This window comes from Actinomadura sp. 6K520 (assembly GCF_004349245.1).
GTDB lineage: Bacteria > Actinomycetota > Actinomycetes > Streptosporangiales > Streptosporangiaceae > Spirillospora.
In genome coordinates this window covers 122,670-143,079 of record NZ_SMLC01000003.1, presented here as the reverse complement: position 1 = coordinate 143,079, position 20,410 = coordinate 122,670, and the positions used below count along the sequence as shown (strand labels likewise).

The window sequence follows — 20,410 nt, the reverse complement described above, 5'->3', positions numbered from 1 at the left end:
AGCCGTGTATAAGAGACAGGCCCTGGCACGCCTGGCCGCCCTCCGCTACGTGGAGGCGCTGTCGATGGCTCTGTCTGAATAGCCCAGGGGGGCGTGTTCGCCCAGGGGGGCGACCCCCTGGAACCCCCGTTGCGCGGGGCGGACCGTTTCCCGATCCGCTCCGCGTCTCGTGAAACGGCCCGCCCCGCGGCGGGTCGTGCGACCTCCGCTCGCTGCGCTCGCTCCGGCCGCACGACCCGTGGGGTGATCATGGGGGGTGGCGTTCGGGTGCGGATCGCTCCAAAGCCGTCTGGGTGCGTGGTGCACCGTACGGGGAAGTGGGGGCCGTGCGGCCTGGGGGCGGCCGCACGAGCCCTCGTCAGCGGTTCTTGAACTTCGGGGGGCGTTTCTCCATGGTCGCGGTCATGCCCTCGGGGAGGTCTTCGGTGAAGAAGGCCAGGGTCTGCACCGCGGTCTCGGCCTGGAGCTGGGCGCGGAGGCCCGGGGCGTCCAGGGACAGGTTGAGCAGTTCCTTCGTCCGGCGGAGGCCGTACGGGGACTTCGCGAGCAGCTCGCCGGCCAGGGCGTGCGCGGCCTCCAGGTCCGCGCCCTCGGCGCTGACCTCGGTGATGAGGCCGAGGGCCTCGGCGCGGGACACGTCCAGCCGCTGGGCGCGGTAGAAGATCTCCGCGGCCCTGGCCGGGCCGACCAGCCGGGGCAGCAGCCAGGACAGGCCGCAGTCGCCGGCCGACAGGCCGAGGTTCACGAACGGCACGACGAAGCGCGTCGTCGGGTCGGCGACCCGCATGTCGCAGGCCAGCGCCCAGGACACGCCCATGCCCGCGACGGGGCCGTGCAGGGCCGCGATCACCGGCTGCGGGATCTCCCGCAGCCGCGCGGTGACCTCGCCGCCCCGGGCGATGCCCCGGTAGAGGCGCTGGACGCGTCCCTCCGAGCTCTCCTGCCCCGGGTCGCCGCCCTGGATGTCCATGCCCGAGCAGAAGCCGCGGCCCTCGCCGGTGAGCACGACCACCTGGGTGTCGGGGTCGCGCGCCAGCTCGTTGAGGACGTCGAGCATCTCCTCGGTCAGCGCGCCGTCCACGGCGTTCAGACGCTCCGGGCGGGACAGGGTGATGGTGAGGACCCCGTCCCGCCGGTCGAGCTTGATGCCGCCCAACGGCTCAGGAGGTGAGCTGCTGGATCAGGGGGCCCATCTGCTCGCCCACGTTCTTGAACACGGTCAGCGGGTCCGCCGCGTTGACGGCCGCCCAGTTGTCGCGGACGTCCTCCACGGTCAGCGTCGCCTTCTGGCCGTAGCCGGGGCCCTCCGCCACGAAGATCTTCGCGATGCGGCCGCCGCCGACGGTGTAGACCTCGCCGGAGTCCTCGTTGCTCTCGTGGACGAGGTAGGCGACCAGGGGGGTGACCTGCTCGACGCCGAGCTTGTCGGCGAAGTCGGCGGGCAGCAGGTCCTCGGTCATCCGGGTCCAGGCGACCGGCGCGATCGCGTTGGCCTTGATGTTGTACTTAGCGCCCTCCTGCGCGAGGGTCTTGGTGAAGCCGACGAGGCCCATCTTGGCCGTGGAGTAGTTCGCCTGCCCGAAGTTGCCGAAGAGGCCCGCGGGCGAGGACGTGTTGACGATCCGGCCGTAGCCCTGCTCGCGCAGGTGCGCCCAGGCGGCGCTGGAGACGAGGAACGAGCCCCGCAGGTGGACGGCGATGACCGAGTCGAACTCCTCCGGCGACATGTTCTTGAACGACTTGTCGCGCAGGATTCCCGCGTTGTTGATGACGATGTCGACCTTGCCGAACTCGTCCAGCGCCGTCTTGATGATCGCCTGCGCGCCCTCGGGGGTCGCCACGTTGTCGGGGTTGGCGACGGCCTCGCCGCCGTTCTTCTTGATCTCGTCCACGACCTCCTGGGCGGGGCCGGCGGAGGCGCCGACACCGGACCGGTCGCCGCCGAGGTCGTTCACGACGACCTTGGCGCCGCGCGCGGCGAGCTCCAGCGCGTGCTGGCGGCCGAGGCCGTGCCCGGCCCCGGTCACGACCGCCACGCGGCCGTCGTAGCGCAGTTCCGACATCCCTGTCTCCTCACATCGCACCGACTACGCCCCCAAGGTAATCATCCGGGGGTTACCCAGTGGTACCACTAAACCGAATCCCACTCGGCCGCGGCCCCCGGTCTTTCTTTCCCATCCGGGCGGCCGCCCAGTCCTGCGCGTCGGCGGACCCCGGAGGAAGATGCGGTAAATGCCGCTTTCGCTGAGACGTTCGGCGTAGTCTCCTCCCGTGCGGGTCCACTCATCGGCGCCGCGAGGAACAACGGAGGTTCCGTCTCGATGAGCACAGCCGACGCGTCCCCGCCGAGCCCGCGCCCGTACCGAGTCGTGCAGTGGGCGACGGGCGCGGTCGGCCGCAGCGTGATCAGAGGGGTCCTCGCCCGGGACGACATGGAGCTGGCCGGCGCCTGGGTGCACGCACCCGGCAAGGCCGGAAGCGACGCCGGTGTCCTCGCCGGCCGCGGCCCCGTCGGGGTCACCGCGACCGGCGACCTCGCCGACATCCTCGATCTCGACGCCGACTGCGTCGTCTACGCGCCGAGCCCGACGCCCGACAGGGCCGCCGAACTCGACCTCGTCTGCGCGTTGCTGTCGTCGGGCAAGAACGTCGTCTCCCTGAACGGCTTCCTCTACCCCCGCGCGCACGGCCCGCACTACGCGAACGAACTGGAGCAGGCGTGCAAGCGGGGCCGCGCCTCGTTGCACGGCAGCGGGATCAGCAGCGGGTTCATGGCCGACGCCATGCCGCTGATGCTGACGCGGCTGTCCCGTCGAATCACCCACGTCTACGCCCGGGAGGTCTCCGACTTCGCCCTGCACCCGTCCTGGCGGATGGTCCACCACATGCTCGGGTTCGGCAAGGACGAGGACGCCTACCGGCGGGCGCTGCGGCCCGCCCGCACCGCGATGAGGGCGCTGTTCTCCGAGAGCCTGCACCTGGTCGCGGCCGGGCTCGGGATCGACCTGGACGAGATCGACCTCGACGTCGACCACCGGCTCGCCCGCACCGACCTCACCACCGCCGCCGGGCCGATCCCGCGCGGGACGGTCGCCGCCGCCCGCTGGACGTTCAGCGGCCTGGCCGGCGGCCGCCCGGTGATCACCATCGAGGTCGTGCACATGGCCTGCGCCGGGCAGATGTGCGAGGAGTGGGGCCGTCCCGGATACTCGCTCCGCGTGGACGGCGAGCCCGCCCTCACGCTGGCGGCCGACACGGGGTGGGTGTCCGACCCGATCTCCGCCGCCGCCTCCCACGCGCTGAACGCCGTCCCCGCCGTCTGCGCGGCCGAGCCGGGCATCCGCACCCTGCTCGATCTGCCCATGATCGGCGGCCGGATGCGGGTCTGAGCGCGGCGGCTATCGTGGGCGGCGGGCCTGCCAACGGGAGGAGCACGACATGAGCGTCCAGGAGGTCGAGGGGGGCCGGTTCGTCCGGCAGGCGAACCGCTTCACCGAGCGGATCACCGCCGACGGGTCGAGCGGCCTGCCCGCCGAGCCCGGCCGCTACCGGCTCTTCGTCTCCTACGCGTGCCCGTGGGCGCAGCGCAGCCTGATCGTCCGGCGCCTGCTGGGCCTGGAGGACGCGATCAGCGTCGCCGTCGTCGACCCGATCCGCGACGAGCGCGGCTGGCGCCTCCCGGAGCGCGACCCGGTCACCGGCGCGGTGTTCCTCTCGGAGCTGTACCTCGGCACCGACCCGTCCTTCGAGGGCCGCTACACCGTCCCGTGCATCTGGGACACCGAGACCGGGCGCCTGGTCACCAACGACTTCCCGAACATCACCACGATGCTGGAGACGGAGTTCACCGCTCTACACCGTCCTCCAGCCCCCGCCCACCACCAATCAACCGACGAGCTTCGCTCGGCCGACCGTTCGGACGCGCCCGACCTGTATCCGGAGGCGCTCCGCCCCGAGATCGACGAGCTGAACGACCTCGTCTACCGGACCGTGAACAACGGCGTCTACAAGGCCGGGTTCGCCACCGCGCAGGACGCCTACGAGGACGCGGTGGACGCCCTCTTCGCCACCCTCGACCAGCTGGAAGAGCGCCTCTCCGGCCGGCGCTACCTGTTCGGCGACGAGATCACCGAGGCCGACGTCCGCCTGTACCCGACGCTCGCGCGCTTCGACGCCGTCTACTACTCGCACTTCAAGTGCAACCTGCGCCACCTGACGGACTACCCGAACCTGTGGGGCTACGCCCGTGACCTGTACTCGGTCCCGGCGTTCGGCGAGACCACGAACTTCGACCACATCAAGCGCCACTACTACGTGACGCAGCGGAACATCAACCCGTCCGGAGTCGTCCCCAAGGGACCCGTCATCGACTGGACCGCCCCGCACAACCGGGATCGCTGACCTCGGCACGTCGTTATGCTGACGAACCGCAACAGTCCATACGAGAGGCACGAACCCGACCATGCGTAGCCAGTTCTTCGGAAACATGGACCAGGGGCAGCAGCTCCCCGGCCACTTCGCCCTACAGAACTCCAAGATGCTCCGGATCCACCTCAACGGCGACGTCCTGGCGCGCCAGGGCTCCATGGTGGCCTTCCAGGGCCAGATGGAGTTCGACTACGAGGGCTCCGGCGGCATCGGCAAGTTCATGAAGAAGGCCCTCACCGGCGAGGGCGTTCCGACGATGCGCGTCAAGGGCCAGGGCCTGCTGTTCGTCGCCAACGACGCCGACGACATCCACCTGTTCTACCTGGAGAACGAGGGCCTGACCGTCAACGGCGCCAACATCCTCGCCTACGACGCCCACCTGCAGTCCGACATCCAGCGGGTCCAGGGCGCGGGCATCGCCGCGGGCGGCCTGTTCAACACCACGCTCACCGGCACCGGCTGGGTCGCCCTGACCACCCACGGCACCCCCGTCATGCTCGACTGCGGCCGCGCCCCCACCTTCGTGGACGGCCAGTCCGCCGTCGCGTGGAGCACCGGCCTCCAGGTGGGCGTCAACCGCACCTTCAAGGCCAGCGCCCTGATCGGCCGCGGCAGCGGCGAGGCGATGCAGCTCGCCTACCAGGGCCAGGGCTTCGTCCTGGTCCAGGCCAGCGAAGGCCCCACCGTGGCCCCGCACACCCACTGACCCGGAACGGGACGGGCACCTCCGGCCGAAGTTACGGTCCTAACTTCGGCAGGCAGAGCCAGGAAACCTGATCGCGCGGCGAGCCGGAGTGATGCGGCGATCACACGCGGTGCGCGCCGCAGGAAAGGCCCCCCAGGGCCGGGCGCCAAGTGCGCCGCGAATAAGCACACCCTGCTGGGAACGAGTAGCCTTGACGGGTCTAAGAAATTACCTGCGAGCTGCGGAAGAGGGCGATCTCCGCCGTGTCGACAGAGTCGTCGCAATCTAGTGCCGACCCAACGATGACTGACTTCGGTGCCAACGAGTGGCTGGTCGACGAGCTGTACCAGAAGTACCTCGAGGACCCGACCTCGGTTGATGAGGCTTGGTGGAGCTTCTTCTCGGACTACCAGCCGGACAGCCGGCCGGGTTCCGTGAAGTCCGCGTCCCCCGGGGCGCCCCAGGCCCCCGCCGAGAGTGCGGCCCCGAAGTCCCCGAACGGTACTGCGGCCGCCCCGCCGACACCGGTACGGCCGGTCGAGCCCCCCAAGGCTCCGCCGAAGGGCAAGGGGAAGGCCGAGCCCAAGGCCGCCCCCAAGGCCGACAGGAAGCCCGCGCCCCCGCCGGTGCCGGAGGGCGCCGAAGAGGTGCGGCTGCGCGGTGTCGCCGCCCGGACGGCCAGCAACATGGAGACGAGCCTCGGGGTGCCGACCGCGACGAGCGTGCGCACCATCCCGGCCAAGTTGCTGATCGACAACCGGATCGTCATCAACAACCACCTGAAGCGGGGCCGCGGCGGCAAGGTGTCGTTCACCCACCTGATCGGGTACGCGACGGTCAGGGCGCTCTCCGCGATGCCGGAGATGAACGCCGCGTACACCGAGGTCGACGGCAAGCCGGTGATGATCCGGCCGGAGCACGTGAACTTCGGGCTGGCGATCGACCTGCAGCGCGGCGACGGGTCGCGGCAGCTGGTGGTGCCGAGCATCAAGGCCGCCGAGACGCTGGACTTCCGCCAGTTCTGGGCCGCCTACGAGGAGGTCGTCCGCAAGGCGCGCAACAACAAGCTCACCATCGAGGACTACCAGGGCACCACGATCAGCCTGACGAACCCGGGCACGATCGGGACGGTGCACTCGGTGCCGCGGCTGATGGCCGGCCAGGGGGCGATCATCGGCGTGGGCTCGATGGAGTACCCGGCGGAGTTCGCGGGCGCGTCCAGCGACACGCTGTCGCGCATGGGGATCAGCAAGGTGATGACGCTGACCTCCACCTACGACCACCGGATCATCCAGGGCGCGCAGTCCGGCGACTTCCTGCGCCGCATCCACGAACTGCTGCTCGGCGCGGACGGCTTCTACGACGAGATCTTCGAGGCGCTGCGCATCCCGTACGAGCCGGTGCGGTGGGTCAAGGACATCTCCGCCTCGCACGAGGACGACGTCGCCAAGGTCGCCCGCGTCCACGAGCTGATCCACGCCTACCGGGTGCGCGGCCACCTGATGGCCGACACCGACCCGCTGGAGTACAAGCAGCGGCGGCACCCCGACCTGGACATCCTCCAGCACGGCCTGACGCTGTGGGACCTGGAGCGCGAGTTCGCGACCGGCGGGTTCGGCGGCAGGGCCACGATGAAGCTCCGCGAGATCCTCGGCGTGCTGCGGATGGCCTACTGCCGCACCGTCGGCATCGAGTACATGCACATCCAGGACCCCGAGGAGCGGGCCTGGATCCAGGAGCGCGTGGAGGTCCCGCACGAGAAGCCGTCGCGCGAGGAGCAGCTGCACGTGCTGCGCCGGCTGAACAGCGCCGAGGCGTTCGAGACGTTCCTGCAGACGAAGTTCGTCGGGCAGAAGCGGTTCTCGCTGGAGGGCGGCGAGTCCGTCATCCCGCTGCTGGACTCGGTGATCTCGGCGGCGGCGAAGGCCAGCCTGGACGAGGTCGTCATCGGCATGGCGCACCGCGGCCGGCTGAACGTCCTCGCGAACATCGTCGGCAAGTCCTACGGGCAGATCTTCGGCGAGTTCGAGGGCAACCTCGACCCGCGCAGCGCGCAGGGCTCCGGTGACGTGAAGTACCACCTCGGCGCGTCCGGGGACTTCGTCGCCGACGACGGCTCCAAGATCCACTGTGAGCTGGTGGCGAACCCCTCGCACCTGGAGACGGTCGACCCGGTCCTGGAGGGCGTCGTCCGCGCCAAGCAGGACGTGCTCGACGTCGGCGAGGCGGGCTTCAGCGTGCTGCCCGTGCTCCTGCACGGCGACGCCGCGTTCGCGGGGCAGGGCGTGGTCGCGGAGACGCTGAACCTGTCGCAGCTGCGCGGCTACCGCACCGGCGGCACCGTCCACGTCGTGATCAACAACCAGGTGGGGTTCACCACCGCGCCCGAGTACTCGCGGTCCAGCGTCTACTCCACCGACGTGGCCCGGATGATCCAGGCGCCGATCTTCCACGTGAACGGCGACGACCCGGAGGCGTGCGCGCGGGTCGCGCGGCTGGCGTTCGAGTACCGGCAGACGTTCAAGAAGGACGTCGTCATCGACATGGTCTGCTACCGGCGCCGGGGCCACAACGAGGGCGAGAACCCCTCGTTCACCCAGCCGCTGATGTACGACCTGATCGACGCGAAGCGCTCGGTGCGCAAGCTGTACACCGAGGCGCTGATCGGCCGCGGCGACATCACGGTCGAGGAGGCCGAGCAGGCGCTCCGCGACTACCAGGAGCAGCTGGAGCGCGCCTTCACCGAGACCCGCGAGGCCGTGAAGAAGCCGCAGGAGCCGGGCTCGGTGGTGAAGCCGGACGTCGAGGAGCGCATCCCGATCGACCACGGCAAGGCGCGGACGGCGATCCCGCAGGAGACCGTCAAGCGGCTCATCGATTCGCAGGTCAGCCTGCCGGAGGGCTTCACCCCGCACCCGCGGCTGCAGCCGATCCTGCAGCGCCGCGCGCAGATGATCGAGGACGACGCGATCGACTGGGCGACCGGCGAGCTGCTGGCGATGGGCTCGCTGCTGATCGACGGCCACCCGGTGCGGCTCGTCGGCCAGGACACCCGGCGCGGGACGTTCGGCCAGCGGCACGCGGTCCTCGTCGACCGCAGGACCGGCGAGGAGTACACCCCGCTCAAGCAGTTCGGGCAGGGCGTGTCGAAGTTCTACGTGCACGACTCGCTGCTCAGCGAGTACGCGGCGATGGGCTTCGAGTACGGCTACTCGATGACCCGCCCGGACGCGCTGGTCTGCTGGGAGGCCCAGTTCGGCGACTTCGCCAACGGCGCCCAGAACATCGTGGACGAGTACATCTCGTCGGGTGAGCAGAAGTGGGGCCAGCACTCCGGCGTCGTGCTGCTGCTGCCGCACGGCTACGAGGGCCAGGGGCCGGACCACTCGTCGGCGCGCATCGAGCGCTACCTGCAGCTGTGCGCGCAGGACAACATGACCGTGGTGTACCCGACGACCCCGTCGAACTACTTCCACCTGCTGCGCTGGCAGGTGCTGTCGGGCCGGCACAAGCCGCTGGTCGTGTTCACGCCGAAGTCGCTGCTGCGGCTGAAGGCGGCGACGTCCAGTGTCGCGGAGGTCACCGGCGGCGCGTTCCTGCCGGTGATCCCGGAGAGCGACCCGGCGATCGACCCGAAGGGCGTGCGGCGGGTGCTGCTCAGCACCGGCAAGATCTACTACGACCTGGTGAAGGCGCGGCAGAGCGCGCGCGCGACCGACACCGCGATGATCCGGGTCGAGCGGCTGTACCCGCCGCCCGTGGACGAGATCAAGGCTGAGCTGGCCAAGTACCCGCCGGACGTCGAGGTCGTGTGGGTGCAGGACGAGCCGGCGAACATGGGCGCCTGGCCGTTCATGGCGCTGAAGCTGCCGCACCACATCGAGGGCCTGCGGATGTCGCGGGTGTCGCGTCCGGCGTCGTCGTCCCCGGCCGTGGGTTCGGCGAAGCTGCACCAGGCGGAGCAGGAGGCCCTCATCGCCCGGGTGTTCGGCGAGCAGAAGTAGTCGGTCCCCGGGGGGCTTCCCCGGCGGAGATGACGTGGATCCGAGGGCTCCGGTGCGGCGCACCGGAGCCCTCGGTGTGCGGGCGGCATCGTAGAAAGTGGAATCGAGTTCATGTACTTCACCGATCGGGGCATCGAGGAGCTGACGGACCGGCGCGGAGAGGAGGAGGTCAGCCTGACGTGGCTGGCGGAGCGGCTCCGCGAGTTCGTGGACCTCAACCCCGAGTTCGAGACGCCCGTCGACCGGCTCGCCACGTGGCTGGCGCGGCTGGACGACGAGGACGACGACGAATGACCCCCCGGCGGCCGGGGCCCGGCCCAGACCCTGGCGGAAACGCGATACATCTTGACTTTCGACGAACGCGACATATCGTGTTTACTGGTCACAGGACGCTCGGACGAAGGGGCAGATCCCGATGTCGCGCTGGACGATCGACGAACCGACCACCCTCGACTTCGACGGCGTCGTCGCGCTGCGCGCCACGCTGATCGCGGGAGACGTCTCCGTGCTCGCCTCCGAGGAGCGGCCGTCCGTCATGATCGGTGACATCGAGGGCCCGCCGCTGGTGATCACCCACGAGGCCGGCATGCTGACGATCACCCACGAGAAGCTGTGGGAGGGCGTGCTGAGCTGGCTGCGCACCCAGAAGTGCCGGGCGTCCATCACGGTGACCGTCCCGCACGACTGCCCCGTCACCCTCAACCTGGTCTCGGCGGACGCGGTCGTGACCGGCATGACGGCCCGCACGTCCATCAAGAGCGCCTCCGGCGACGTGACGCTCGACGAGGTCGCGGGCGCGATCGACGCCAACACCGTCTCCGGCGCGATCGAGGCGCAGGGCCTGGACGGGACGGTGTCGTTCACGTCGGTGTCCGGCGACCTGTCCCTGGCCGGCGGCTCCCTGGACCGGCTGGCGGCGCGGGCGGTCAGCGGGCGCATCGCCGCCGACGTCGACCTGGCGGGCGACAGCCGCGTCGACGTCAACACCGTCTCCGGCGAGGTCGCGCTGCGCATCCCCGAGTCCGCGGACGCGCAGGTCACCCTGAACTCGGCCGCGGGGCGGATCGACACGTCCTTCCCCGAACTCGGCCGCCAGGAGCGGCCCGTGGCCCGCAGCGTCGCCGGGAAGCTCGGGAACGGCTCGGGACGGCTCACCGTCAACACGGTCTCCGGCCCGGTCACCCTCATCGGCCGCGAAGACCCGCCCGGCACCACCACCCCCCGGATGGAGAAGTGAGGACCACGTGAGCCCCGTTTTCGGCCACGGTCGCCTGCGGCTGTACCTGCTGAAGCTGCTGGAGGAGAGCCCGCGGCACGGCTACGAGGTGATCCGGCACCTGCAGGACCGGTTCCTCGGGGTCTACTCCCCCTCCCCCGGCACGATCTACCCGCGGCTGGCCCGGCTGGAGTCGGAGGGCCTGGTCACCCACGAGGTGATCAAGGGCAAGAAGGTGTACTCGCTGACCGACAAGGGCCGCGAGGAGCTGGAGCGCCGGATGGACGAGCTGGCGGACCTGGAGGAGGAGATCTCCGCGTCCGCGCAGGAGTTCGCCCGGGGGGTGCAGGAGGACGTCCGGCAGACCGTCCGGACGCTGCGCGAGGAGCTCACCCAGGCGGCCCGCACGATGCGCGACCAGGGCGCGGCCACGTCCAAGGAGGCGTGGAAGGAGACCGCCGACCGGCAGAAGGACGAATGGCGGCGGCAGAAGGAGTACTGGCGCGAGCAGAAGCAGGCGTGGAAGGAGGAGTGGCGGCAGAACTGGGACGACGCCTGGAAGACCGCGACCGGCACCCGCGAGGACGTCGCCCGCCTCAAGCTGGAGCGCCTGCTCCGCACCTTCGTCGAGGACGTCCGCAAGTCCGCCGTGAAGTCCCGGCTCGACGAGGACGGGCTCGCCGCCGTCCAGGCGATCCTCGACGAGACCCGCGCCCGCCTGAAGGACGAGGTCCTCCACCGCAACCCCGGCCGGGACGAGGACTCGGGCCCCGGCGAGGACGCGGACGGCGGCACGCCGTGACCGGGCCGCCCCGGCCACGGCGCCCCCGGCTCACGGCGTGAAGACGATCTTTCCGAAGAGGTCGCCGGTCTCCATCGCGGCGAAGCCCTCCCTGGCCTGGCTCAGCGGCAGCGTCCGGTCGATGAGCGGCCTGGTCCCCGTCTTGACCAGGAACCGCGCGAGCCGTTCCAGCTGGTCGCGCGTCCCCATGGTCGAGCCGACCACCTGCAGCTGGAGGAAGAACACCCGGTTCAGCTCCGCGGGCGGCACCTGGCCGCTGGTGGCGCCCGACACCACGATCCGCCCGCCCGGCCGCAGCGACTTCAGCGAGTGCGACCACGTCGCCTGCCCGACCGTCTCGATCACGGCGTCGACCCGCTCGGGGAGCCGCGCGCCCGGCTCCAGGGCCGCGTCCGCCCCGAGCTCCAGTGCCCGCTCGCGCTTGGCCTCGCTGCGGCTGGTCGCGTAGACGCGGTATCCGGCGGCCGACGCCAGCGCGATCGCGGCGGTCGCGACACCGCCGCCCGCGCCCTGCACCAGGACGGACGAGCCGGGCTGCAGGCCGGCCTTGTCGAACAGCATCCGGTAGGCGGTGAGCCACGCGGTCGGCAGGCAGGCCGCCTCCTCGAACGACAGCTCGGCGGGCTTGCGGACGAGGTTGCGGCGCGGCACCGCGACCCGCTCGGCCAGCGTCCCCGGATGGCTCTCCGAGAGCAGCGAGCGCTTCGGGTCGAGGGTCTCGTCGCCGCCGCCCCGCGCGGGGTCGCCGATCACCGAGTGGACGATGACCTCGTTGCCGTCCTCGTCCACCCCGGCCGCGTCGCAGCCGAGGATCATCGGTAGCTTGTCGGCGGGCAGGCCGACGCCCTTGAGCGACCACAGGTCGTGGTGGTTGAGCGCCGCGGCCTTCACCGTGACGGTCGTCCAGCCGTCCGGTGCCTCGGGTTCGGGCGCCTCCCCCACGGTCAGCCCGTTCAGCGGATTGTCTGCGTCGATCTGCGTAGCGGTGACAGCGAACATGAACGCACACTAACGGCCCGGCCGGTACGGCGAGCGGCCCGCCCCCGGACGGGAGGCGGGCCGCTCGCGATACCCGGTCAGAGGACCTTCGACAGGAAGTCCTGGGTGCGCGGGTGCTGCGGATTGGCCAGGACCTCGCGAGGCGTGCCCTTCTCGACGACGACACCGTCGTCCATGAAGACCAGCGAGTCGCCCACCTCGCGGGCGAAGCCCATCTCGTGCGTGACCACGACCATGGTCATGCCGTCGAGGGCGAGCTGCTTCATGACGTCCAGGACCTCCCCGACGAGCTCGGGGTCCAGTGCGGAGGTCGGCTCGTCGAACAGCATCAGCGCGGGCTCCATCGCGAGCGCCCGCGCGATCGCCACCCGCTGCTGCTGCCCGCCGGACAGCTGCGACGGGTAGACCTGCGCCTTGTCGCTCAGCCCGACGCGTTCCAGCAGGCTGAGGGCCCGCTTCCGGACCTGGTCCTTCGGCTGGCGCTTGACCCAGACCGGCGCCCCCATGACGTTCTCCAGCGCCGTCATGTGCGGGAACAGGTTGAACCGCTGGAACACCATGCCGATCTCGCGGCGCTGCGCGGAGACCTCCCGGTCGCGCAGCTCGTAGAGCTTGCCGCCGTGCTCCCGGTAGCCGACCAGGTGGCCGTTCACCCACAGCCGGCCCGCGTTGATCTTCTCCAGGTGGTTGATGCAGCGCAGGAAGGTCGACTTGCCGGACCCGGACGGGCCGACGACGCACATCACCTCGCCCTGCCGCACCTCCAGGTCGATGCCCTTCAGCACCTCCAGCCGACCGAACGACTTGTGCACCCGCTCGGCCTTCACCATCAGCCCGCCGCTCTCCGGCGCCGGGGTTCTGGCGAGGGGATCGGTCACGTCGCCACCTCCGCTCATTGGCCGCCGCCTCCGCCCCGGAAGCGGACCCGCTGCGTCTTCGGCGAGCTGCCCTTGCCGACGCCCCTGCTGAAGTGCCGCTCGATGTAGTACTGGGCGACCATCAGCACCGAGGACAGCAGCAGGTACCACAGGCACGCCATCACCAGCATCGGGATGATCTTGTAGGTGCTGGCGTAGATGGTCTGCGCGGTGAAGGTCAGCTCGGAGAACGGGACGGCCGCGACCAGCGAGGTGTTCTTCATCATGGAGAGCACCTCGTTGCCGGTCGGCGGGACGATGACCCGCATCGCCTGCGGCAGCACGATCCGGCGCATGGTCTGCATCCGGGACATGCCGAGCGCGCTCGCCGCCTCCTGCTGCCCCTCGTCCACCGACAGGATCCCGGCCCGGACGATCTCCGCCATGTAGGCGGCCTCGTTGAGGATCAGGCCGAGCCCCGCGGCGAGCATGGGGGTCACCAGCGCCTGGGTCTGCCACGTCTCGAACTCGGGCCCGAACGGGATGCCGATCCCCACGGTCGGGAACAGCGTGCCGATCGCGCCCCAGATGAGCAGCTGCGTGTAGAGCGGGGTGCCGCGGAAGAACCACAGGTACAACCAGGCCGCGCCGCTCAGCAGCGGGTTGGCCGACAGGCGCATCAGCGCGAGGACCGTGCCGAGCACCATGCCGCCGATCATGGCGGCGATGGTCAGCAGGATCGTGTTGCGGACACCGCGCAGCACCGCGTCCGAGGTGATGTACTTCCGCTGCTCCGGCCACTCCAGCGCGTCGCTCGTCAACAGGAAGTTGACGAACATCGCGATGAGCACCACCACGACCGCCGCGGCGACCCAGCGGCCGGGATGGCGGACGGGGACGGCCCGAATCGCTTCGGGCCGTCCCTTCTCGACGTCGTCGTCGACCGTCATCCGATCAGCTCTCGGCGGCGTTGATCTTCGGCTCGGTGATCGCGCCGCTCTCCACGCCGTTCTCCGTCAGGATCTTGGTGTAGGTCCCGTCGGCGATCAGGGCCTTGACCGCGCCGAGCACGGCGTCCTTGAACTGGCCGGAGTTCTTGCCGAGCGCGTAGCCGTAGGGCGCGGTGTCGTATGCCTCGCCGATGATCTCCAGCTTGCCGGTCTTCTTCACCGCGTCACCGATGATCGGCGAGTCGGCGGCCATCGCGTCGATCTTGCCCGCGACGAGGTCGTTGTTCACCTCGGTCTGCTGCTTGCGGACGACCTGCTTGATGGCCGGCTTGCCCGCGTCGGTGCACTCCTTGCTCTTCGCGGTGAGGTCGTCGACCTGCACGGTGCCCTGCTGGACGCCGATGCTCTTGCCGCAGGCGTCGGCGGGGTCGACGCCCTTCGGGTTGCCGGTGAGCGCGGCCCAGGCGGTCCCGGCCGTGTAGTAGGTGACGAAGTCGACGACCTTCTCGCGCTCCTTGTTGTCGGTGAACGAGGAGACGCCGATCTCGTACTTGCCGGACTGGACGCCGGGGATGATGGTGTCGAAGCCCGCGTTGTTGTACTCGGTCTTCAGGCCGAGCTTGGCGGCGACGGCGTCGAAGAGCTGGATGTCCCAGCCGACGATCTTCTGTGAGGCCGGGTCGACCGACTCGTTCGGCGGGTAGGACGCGTCCACGCCGACGACGATCTTTCCGTCGCTCTTGATCGCGTCCGGGACCATGGCGCTCAGCTCGGCGTCCGCGCTCGTGTTCGCGGCACCGGAGCCCCCCGAGCCTTCCGTGTCGTCACCGTTGTCGCCACATGCGGACAGGGCGAGGGCGCCCGTCAGCACGAGCGCGCTCGCCGCGACGGCGCGGCGGCGCAGAGAACCGATGATCATGGTCCCCCTCCAAGTGGTTGTGTTGGATCCGTAACGGATCCACAGGTTAGGTGCACATTTTTGCGCAGAACGCCCCTGATCTGGATAAAGGGTCCGAAACAATCATGCAACGGCTCCGTTCCCGGAGACCCAGGCGACCCCGTGGCAACCGTCACGTGACGGTTGCCACCACCCTGCGCCCGGGGGCCGCCGGACCCGGTATGAGAGAATCGGACAACGGGTGACCCCCGTACGTCGCGAGATGACCTCCAGGTGACCGGCCACCACACCGCACCACCGCGGCGGCATCGCTAGAAAGCCAACTTTCACTGACAGGGGTCGCTGTGGCTGCTGAGCCCAATCCCAACGAACCGTCCTCCTACGACGACGATCCGGCGTTTCCGCTGCACCGCGGCGGCAAGCTGGAAATGCGCTCGACCATTCCGGTGCGCAACAAAGACGATCTTTCGCTGGCCTACACCCCCGGTGTCGCCCGGGTGTGCACCGCGATCGCCGACCACCCCGAGCTGGCCTACGACTACACCTGGACGTCCAAGGTCGTCGCCGTCGTGACCGACGGCACCGCCGTGCTCGGCCTCGGCGACATCGGCCCGGCCGCCTCGATGCCGGTCATGGAGGGCAAGTCCCTGCTGTTCAAGGAGTTCGCCAACGTCGACTCCGTGCCCATCGCGCTGAACACCACGGACGTGGACGAGATCGTCGACACCGTGATCCGGATGGCGCCGAGCTTCGGCGGCATCAACCTGGAGGACATCAGCGCCCCGCGCTGCTTCGAGATCGAGGACCGGCTCCGCGCCGCGCTCGACATCCCCGTCTTCCACGACGACCAGCACGGCACCGCCATCGTCGCGCTCGCCGCGCTCAAGAACGCGGCCCGCCTGGTCGGCAAGCCGCTGTCGGAGCTGCGCGCCGTCGTGGCCGGCGCGGGCGCGTCCGGCATCGCGGTCTCCAAGATGCTGATCGAGGGCGGCATCGGCGACATCGCGCTGTCGGACAGCAAGGGGCTCATCTACCAGGGGCGGGACGGCCTCAACCCGGTCAAGACGAAGATCGCCGAGATCACCAACCGGTCGTGCCTCAAGGGCTCCACCGAGGAGGCGCTGCGCGGCGCCGACGTGTTCATCGGCCTGTCCGGCGGCACCGTGCACGAGTCGTGCGTCGCCACGATGTCGGAGAACGCCATCGTCTTCGCGCTGTCCAACCCCACCCCCGAGGTGCACCCCGAGGTCGCGCTCCGGCACGCCAAGGTCGTCGCGACCGGCCGCAGCGACTACCCGAACCAGATCAACAACGTGCTGGCGTTCCCGGGCATCTTCCGCGGCGCGCTGGACGTCCGCGCGTCCTCGATCACCGAGGGCATGAAGCTGGCGGCGGCCAACGCGCTCGCCGACATCGTCGGGGACGACCTGAAGCCCGACTACGTCATCCCCGGCCCGTTCGACGACCGCGTCGCCCCGGCCGTCACCGCTGCGGTGGCCGAGCAGGCCCGCAAGGACGGCGTCAACCGCATCTGACCACTCGCCGGCCCGTGTTCCACCCCGGAACACGGGCCGCCGGGCCGCCGGACCACGTAGCGCCGGAGCTCGCCCCCGCCCGCGGAGGCCGGGGATCACGACGGGTCGACGAGGTGGTTCTCCCACGCCCAGGTGACGATCCCGACGCGGTTGCGCACTCCCAGTTTTGCCTGGACGCCCGACAGATGGCTCTTGACGGTGCTGAGCGAGATGAACAGCTCCGCGGCGATCTCCTGATTGGTCCGGCCGCGCGCCAGGGCCCGGACGACCTGGAGTTCGCGGTCCGACAGGGGCGGGGGCCGCTCGGCGCGCGGCGGCGCCGAGGCGGCCGTCAGGTGCCGCAGCAGCCGGACGGTCACGGCGGGCGAGACCAGCGCCTCGCCGTTGTGGGCGGCACGGACCGCCTCGACGAGCAGGGCGGGCCCGGCGTCCTTGAGGACGAAGCCGACCGCCCCGCCGCGCAGCGCGCCGTACACGTACTCGTCCAGGTCGAAGGTGGTGACCACGACGACCCGCATCGGGTCGGGCACCCGCGGCCCGGCGAGCGCGCGGGTCACCTCGATGCCGTCGAGCCGGGGCATCCTGATGTCCACCAGGCACACGTCCGGGCGCAGCCGCCGCGCCAGGGCGACCGCCTCGGCCCCGTCGGACGCCTCCCCGACGACGCTGATGTCGGGCTGGTCCTCCAGGATCAGCCGCAGCCCGCGGCGGATCATCGCCTGGTCGTCGGCGAGCAGCACCGAGATGGTCATCGGGGCTCCCCGGTGGGGACGGGCAGGGTCGCCCGCACGGACCAGCCCGCGCCCGGCCGCGGCCCGGCCCGCAGCGTGCCGCCGAGCGCCTCGACGCGTTCGCGCATGCCGATCAGGCCGTACCCGCCGCGCTGCGGATGCCGGGCCTGGGCCGCCGGGGCGTCGTCGGCGATCTCGACGGTGACGCGCCGCGCGCCCTGCCCGACGGTGACCGTGACGGACCGGGCCTTCGGGGCGTGCCGCAGGACGTTCGTCAGGGCCTCCTGCGTGACGCGGTACACGGTGGTGGTCACCTCCGGCGGCCACTCGGCACCGTCCGGCATGCTCAGCCGCACCTCCCGGCCCTGCCCGCGGAAGCGCTCCACCAGCGCGCCGAGGCCCTCCGGCCCGGGGGACGCCGGCGCCGCGTCGCCGGTGTCGCGCAGCAGCCCCACGACCCGCCGCATCGCGGCCAGGGCGTCGGTCCCCGCGGCCTCCAGCTCACCGAGGTACTCGCTCACCTTCTCCGGGTCGCGCCGCGCGACCACCTGGGCGCCCTGCGCCTGGAGCACCATGCCCGTGATGTGGTGGGCCACGACGTCGTGCAGCTCCCGGGCCAGCTCCAGCCGCTCCGCCCGCCGCACCTCCTCGGCGGACGCGCGGGCCCGGGCGTCCAGCACCCGCAGCGACAGGCCGGCGCCGACGCCGGCCAGCCAGACCAGGCCGTCCAGCGCCGTCACCGCCGCGAGGCCGCCGGACGGCGGCCCGGCGGCGAGCTGACCGGCGATGATCAGTACCGGCCCGGCGCCCGCGACCGCGGCGGCCGGTACCGGCCGAAGGGACCGGAGCGCGGCGCCGGTCAGCACCGCCAGCCCCAGCGTCATGGCCGGGCTGGGCTCGGCGGGAAGGTCGGGGCCGGCCAGGCCGGTGACCGCGATGGCCGCCGCCGCGAGGCCGAGCCCCGCGGCCGCCGCCCGGAGCGGCCTGCGCGGCCCCAGCAGCGCCGGGAGGCATACCGCCGCCGCGGAGACGCCGCCCGGCACCCAGTACCAGGCGCCCCAGGTCTGCGCGATGGCGGCGGCCTGCACGGCGATCGCCGCGAGGAACACGGCGCCGAGCCCGGCCACGGAGACGCCCCTGACCCATCCACCCGGAACGGTCACGCCGGCCAGGCTATCGATGCTCCGTCCGGCGTCGCACGCGGACGGATCCTCGCCTGGCGCGTCCCGGACTCGTCCCGCCGCCACCACGGTGGCCGCCCGGTGCCGCCGGCCACGGTGGGCGGGCGTGGCAGCGTCAGGCACGCCTGATGCGCCGCAGGGCGATGACGGTGAGGAACGCGCCGGTCAGCAGGTAGAGCCCCGTCTCGGCAAGCTGGAACGACCAGTAGCGGCCGCCGGGCTGGTACTCGATGTCAACGTGCAGATCGAGCGCGGCCAGGCACACCGCGGCGTCACCGAACGTGCCCCCCGCACCGGTCTTCGGCGGAGCGTCCAGACACTGCGCGAACGCCCTCTCGCTGAGCGTCCGCCCGTCCCGGGTGCGCAGCGGGCTGGTCTCGCTGATCCACGCGTCGGGGGCCCCGGGCACCTGCAGGCCGCCGACGACGGGGGCCCCGGTGATACTGCCGAGGCTCCTGGCCCGGTTGATGGCCTGCGCGGTCATCGGCAGGGACGTCTTCTCCGGCGGCATGAGGTGCGGCCGGACCAGGTTCGGCACCGTGAACTGGACGACCAGGAAGACGGCGCCCGTGATGGCCATCGCCGGCAGCGTCCGGCGCACGAACAGGCCGACGGTGGTGCCGAGGGCGACGGCGAGGAAGGCGTAGCCGATCGGGGCGATGTTCCGTGCCCCGAACTCCACCGTCCCGAACCGGTCGGCGGCGACCTGATCGTACGGGGCCGCCGCCCAGGTGAGCAGCAGGCCCGCCGCGCCCGCCATGATCATGGCGGCGAGGCCGGTGAACGCCATCCTGCCGATCAGCCAGCGGCGGCGGGTCACGCTCTGGTTCCACACCAGCCGGTGGGTGCCGAGCTCCAGTTCCCGCGCGATCAGCGGCGCACCCCAGAACGCGCCGATGACCACGGGGATCAGCCCGAGTCCGGCGGCCAGGAACAGCAGCGTGTTCCGGTAGGTGCTCTGGAACTGGATCTCCGCCTGGGCGCAGGCGGCGGCGTCCGCGCAGCGGGACCGGTAGGCGCCGTGGGCGTCCCGGATGTCCATCCCGAGGTACAGCAGGTAGCCGGCGATGAGCACGAGCCCGGCGGCGCCCGCGAGCGCCTGGAGGCGGAACTGCCGCCAGTTCAACCAGATCATCGCGCTCCCTCCCCGGCCACGGCACCGGACCGTGCGCCGGGCGTGTTCGCCCGGGCCATGTACGCCAGCACCAGCTCTTCGAGCGTGACCGGCCGGGTTCGGAACGGGAGCTCCGCCGGCGGGCGGCCGGTGCGCACCAGCGCGCCGCCGTGCTCCGCCCGGACGACCTCGACGCCCGCGGGCGGCCGACCGGGATCGCCGTCCGGCGCGACCAGCCGGTGATGGCAGGCCAGCAGGTCGCGGACGTCGCCGGCGACCTGGACCCGCGAGTCGCACAGCACGATGAGGTGGTCGCAGACCTGCTCGATGTCCCCGAGCAGGTGCGACGACAACACGGCACTGGCGCCGAGCTCCGCGACGAACTCCATCAGGTTCGCCAGGAACCCCTGCCGCGCCAGCGGGTCCAGCGCGGCGGCCGGCTCGTCGAAGATCAGCAGTTCGGGGCGCTTGGCGGCGGCGATCGTCAGCGCCAGCTGCGCGCGCTGCCCGCCCGACAGCCGTCCGGCCTTCTGGCCCGGGTTCAGCCCGACCTGCGCGATGCGCCGCTCGGCCAGCCCCCGGTCCCATGACGGGTTCAGGCGCGCCCCCAGGCGCAGATGGTCGGCCACGCTGAACGACGGGTACACCGGAGTGTTCTGCGCCACGAACCCGACCCTGGCCAGGTGCGCGGCGCTCGCCGCCGGCCTGGAGCCCAGCACGCGCAGCGAGCCCGTCGTCGGCTCCAGCAGCCCGCAGGCCAGATTCAGCAGGGTCGACTTGCCGGCCCCGTTCGGACCTACCAGCCCCACGACGCGACCCGCCGGAACGCGCAGCTCGACTCCGCTCAGCGCCTCCCGGCGGCCGTATCTCTTCGTCAGTCCCTCGGCCTGCAGCACAGGGACCGGATCTTCATGTGACATGACGGCATCGTCGGTAATGGCGCCGCCCCGGAGCACCGGCCGAAAGCACGGTTCGCGCCGGCGAGCGTCGTACTTTCGGCCGGTTCGACG

The 20,410-nt window shown here is 71.2% G+C and carries 18 protein-coding genes; 8 read left to right on the top strand and 10 right to left on the bottom strand.

From position 1 onward, the window contains the following. Positions 1–358 precede the first annotated feature (358 nt). The gene (locus E1289_RS02075; RefSeq protein WP_131974633.1) at positions 359–1,156 is read right to left on the bottom strand and encodes an enoyl-CoA hydratase-related protein; all 798 of its coding nucleotides are present in this window, start codon (positions 1,154–1,156) and stop codon (positions 359–361) included. Positions 1,157–1,160: 4 nt separating this feature from the next. Then, on the bottom strand, positions 1,161–2,063 hold the full coding sequence (locus E1289_RS02070) for an SDR family oxidoreductase (RefSeq protein ID WP_131974631.1): 903 nt from the start codon (positions 2,061–2,063) through the stop codon (positions 1,161–1,163). Positions 2,064–2,321: 258 nt separating this feature from the next. On the opposite strand from E1289_RS02070, the gene E1289_RS02065 reads away from it, so the two are divergent. From E1289_RS02065 to E1289_RS02035, 7 genes are all read left to right on the top strand, one after another. Then, the gene (locus E1289_RS02065; protein WP_131974629.1) at positions 2,322–3,389 is read left to right on the top strand and encodes a dihydrodipicolinate reductase; all 1,068 of its coding nucleotides are present in this window, start codon (positions 2,322–2,324) and stop codon (positions 3,387–3,389) included. 49 nt (positions 3,390–3,438) lie between these two features. Then, positions 3,439–4,401: a glutathione S-transferase family protein gene (locus E1289_RS02060; RefSeq protein WP_131974627.1), complete on the top strand. Its 963-nt coding sequence runs from the start codon at positions 3,439–3,441 to the stop codon at positions 4,399–4,401. A 61-nt stretch (positions 4,402–4,462) separates the two neighbouring features. Further along, a complete protein-coding gene (locus E1289_RS02055; RefSeq protein WP_131974625.1) occupies positions 4,463–5,134 on the top strand; it encodes an AIM24 family protein in 672 nt (223 codons plus the stop codon). Positions 5,135–5,376: 242 nt separating this feature from the next. Beyond that, positions 5,377–9,117 carry a multifunctional oxoglutarate decarboxylase/oxoglutarate dehydrogenase thiamine pyrophosphate-binding subunit/dihydrolipoyllysine-residue succinyltransferase subunit gene (locus E1289_RS02050; RefSeq protein ID WP_131974623.1) on the top strand — a complete coding sequence of 1,247 codons (3,741 nt, stop codon included), beginning with the start codon at positions 5,377–5,379 and terminating at the stop codon, positions 9,115–9,117. Between the two features lie 111 nt (positions 9,118–9,228). Further along, the gene (locus tag E1289_RS02045; RefSeq protein ID WP_131974621.1) at positions 9,229–9,411 is read left to right on the top strand and encodes a DUF6104 family protein; all 183 of its coding nucleotides are present in this window, start codon (positions 9,229–9,231) and stop codon (positions 9,409–9,411) included. Between the two features lie 121 nt (positions 9,412–9,532). Further along, positions 9,533–10,354 (top strand): DUF4097 family beta strand repeat-containing protein, encoded by an 822-nt coding sequence (locus E1289_RS02040; RefSeq protein ID WP_131974619.1) that lies wholly within the window; start codon positions 9,533–9,535, stop codon positions 10,352–10,354. 7 nt (positions 10,355–10,361) lie between these two features. Then, positions 10,362–11,135, top strand: coding sequence for a PadR family transcriptional regulator (locus tag E1289_RS02035; protein ID WP_131974617.1), 774 nt, complete (start codon positions 10,362–10,364; stop codon positions 11,133–11,135). A 30-nt stretch (positions 11,136–11,165) separates the two neighbouring features. Here E1289_RS02035 and E1289_RS02030 read toward each other — a convergent pair whose 3' ends face one another. The 4 genes from E1289_RS02030 to E1289_RS02015 form a co-directional block, all read right to left on the bottom strand. Continuing rightward, entirely contained in the window at positions 11,166–12,134 is a 969-nt protein-coding gene (locus E1289_RS02030; protein ID WP_131974615.1) for a zinc-binding dehydrogenase, read from the bottom strand. 77 nt (positions 12,135–12,211) lie between these two features. Continuing rightward, positions 12,212–12,964 (bottom strand): amino acid ABC transporter ATP-binding protein, encoded by a 753-nt coding sequence (locus tag E1289_RS02025; RefSeq protein WP_165970300.1) that lies wholly within the window; start codon positions 12,962–12,964, stop codon positions 12,212–12,214. Positions 12,965–13,026: 62 nt separating this feature from the next. Continuing rightward, on the bottom strand, positions 13,027–13,941 hold the full coding sequence (locus tag E1289_RS02020; RefSeq protein WP_131974611.1) for an amino acid ABC transporter permease: 915 nt from the start codon (positions 13,939–13,941) through the stop codon (positions 13,027–13,029). A gap of 4 nt (positions 13,942–13,945) precedes the next feature. Next, positions 13,946–14,860, bottom strand: a complete 915-nt coding sequence (locus E1289_RS02015) for an ABC transporter substrate-binding protein (protein WP_131974609.1) — start codon at positions 14,858–14,860, stop codon at positions 13,946–13,948. 323 nt (positions 14,861–15,183) lie between these two features. On the opposite strand from E1289_RS02015, the gene E1289_RS02010 reads away from it, so the two are divergent. Beyond that, entirely contained in the window at positions 15,184–16,374 is a 1,191-nt protein-coding gene (locus E1289_RS02010) for an NADP-dependent malic enzyme (RefSeq protein WP_279486571.1), read from the top strand. Positions 16,375–16,469: 95 nt separating this feature from the next. Here the strand turns inward: E1289_RS02010 and E1289_RS02005 are convergent, their stop codons facing one another. From E1289_RS02005 to E1289_RS01990, 4 genes are all read right to left on the bottom strand, one after another. Then, positions 16,470–17,126, bottom strand: coding sequence for a response regulator transcription factor (locus tag E1289_RS02005; protein ID WP_131974607.1), 657 nt, complete (start codon positions 17,124–17,126; stop codon positions 16,470–16,472). Further along, on the bottom strand, positions 17,123–18,268 hold the full coding sequence (locus E1289_RS02000) for a sensor histidine kinase (protein WP_131974605.1): 1,146 nt from the start codon (positions 18,266–18,268) through the stop codon (positions 17,123–17,125). The genes E1289_RS02005 and E1289_RS02000 overlap by 4 nt, the downstream gene beginning before the upstream one ends. Positions 18,269–18,401: 133 nt before the next feature. Next, a complete protein-coding gene (locus E1289_RS01995) occupies positions 18,402–19,421 on the bottom strand; it encodes an ABC transporter permease subunit (RefSeq protein WP_131974603.1) in 1,020 nt (339 codons plus the stop codon). Then, a complete protein-coding gene (locus E1289_RS01990) occupies positions 19,418–20,320 on the bottom strand; it encodes an ABC transporter ATP-binding protein (protein WP_131974601.1) in 903 nt (300 codons plus the stop codon). Before E1289_RS01990 ends, E1289_RS01995 begins: the two co-directional genes overlap by 4 nt. Positions 20,321–20,410: the final 90 nt, after the last annotated feature.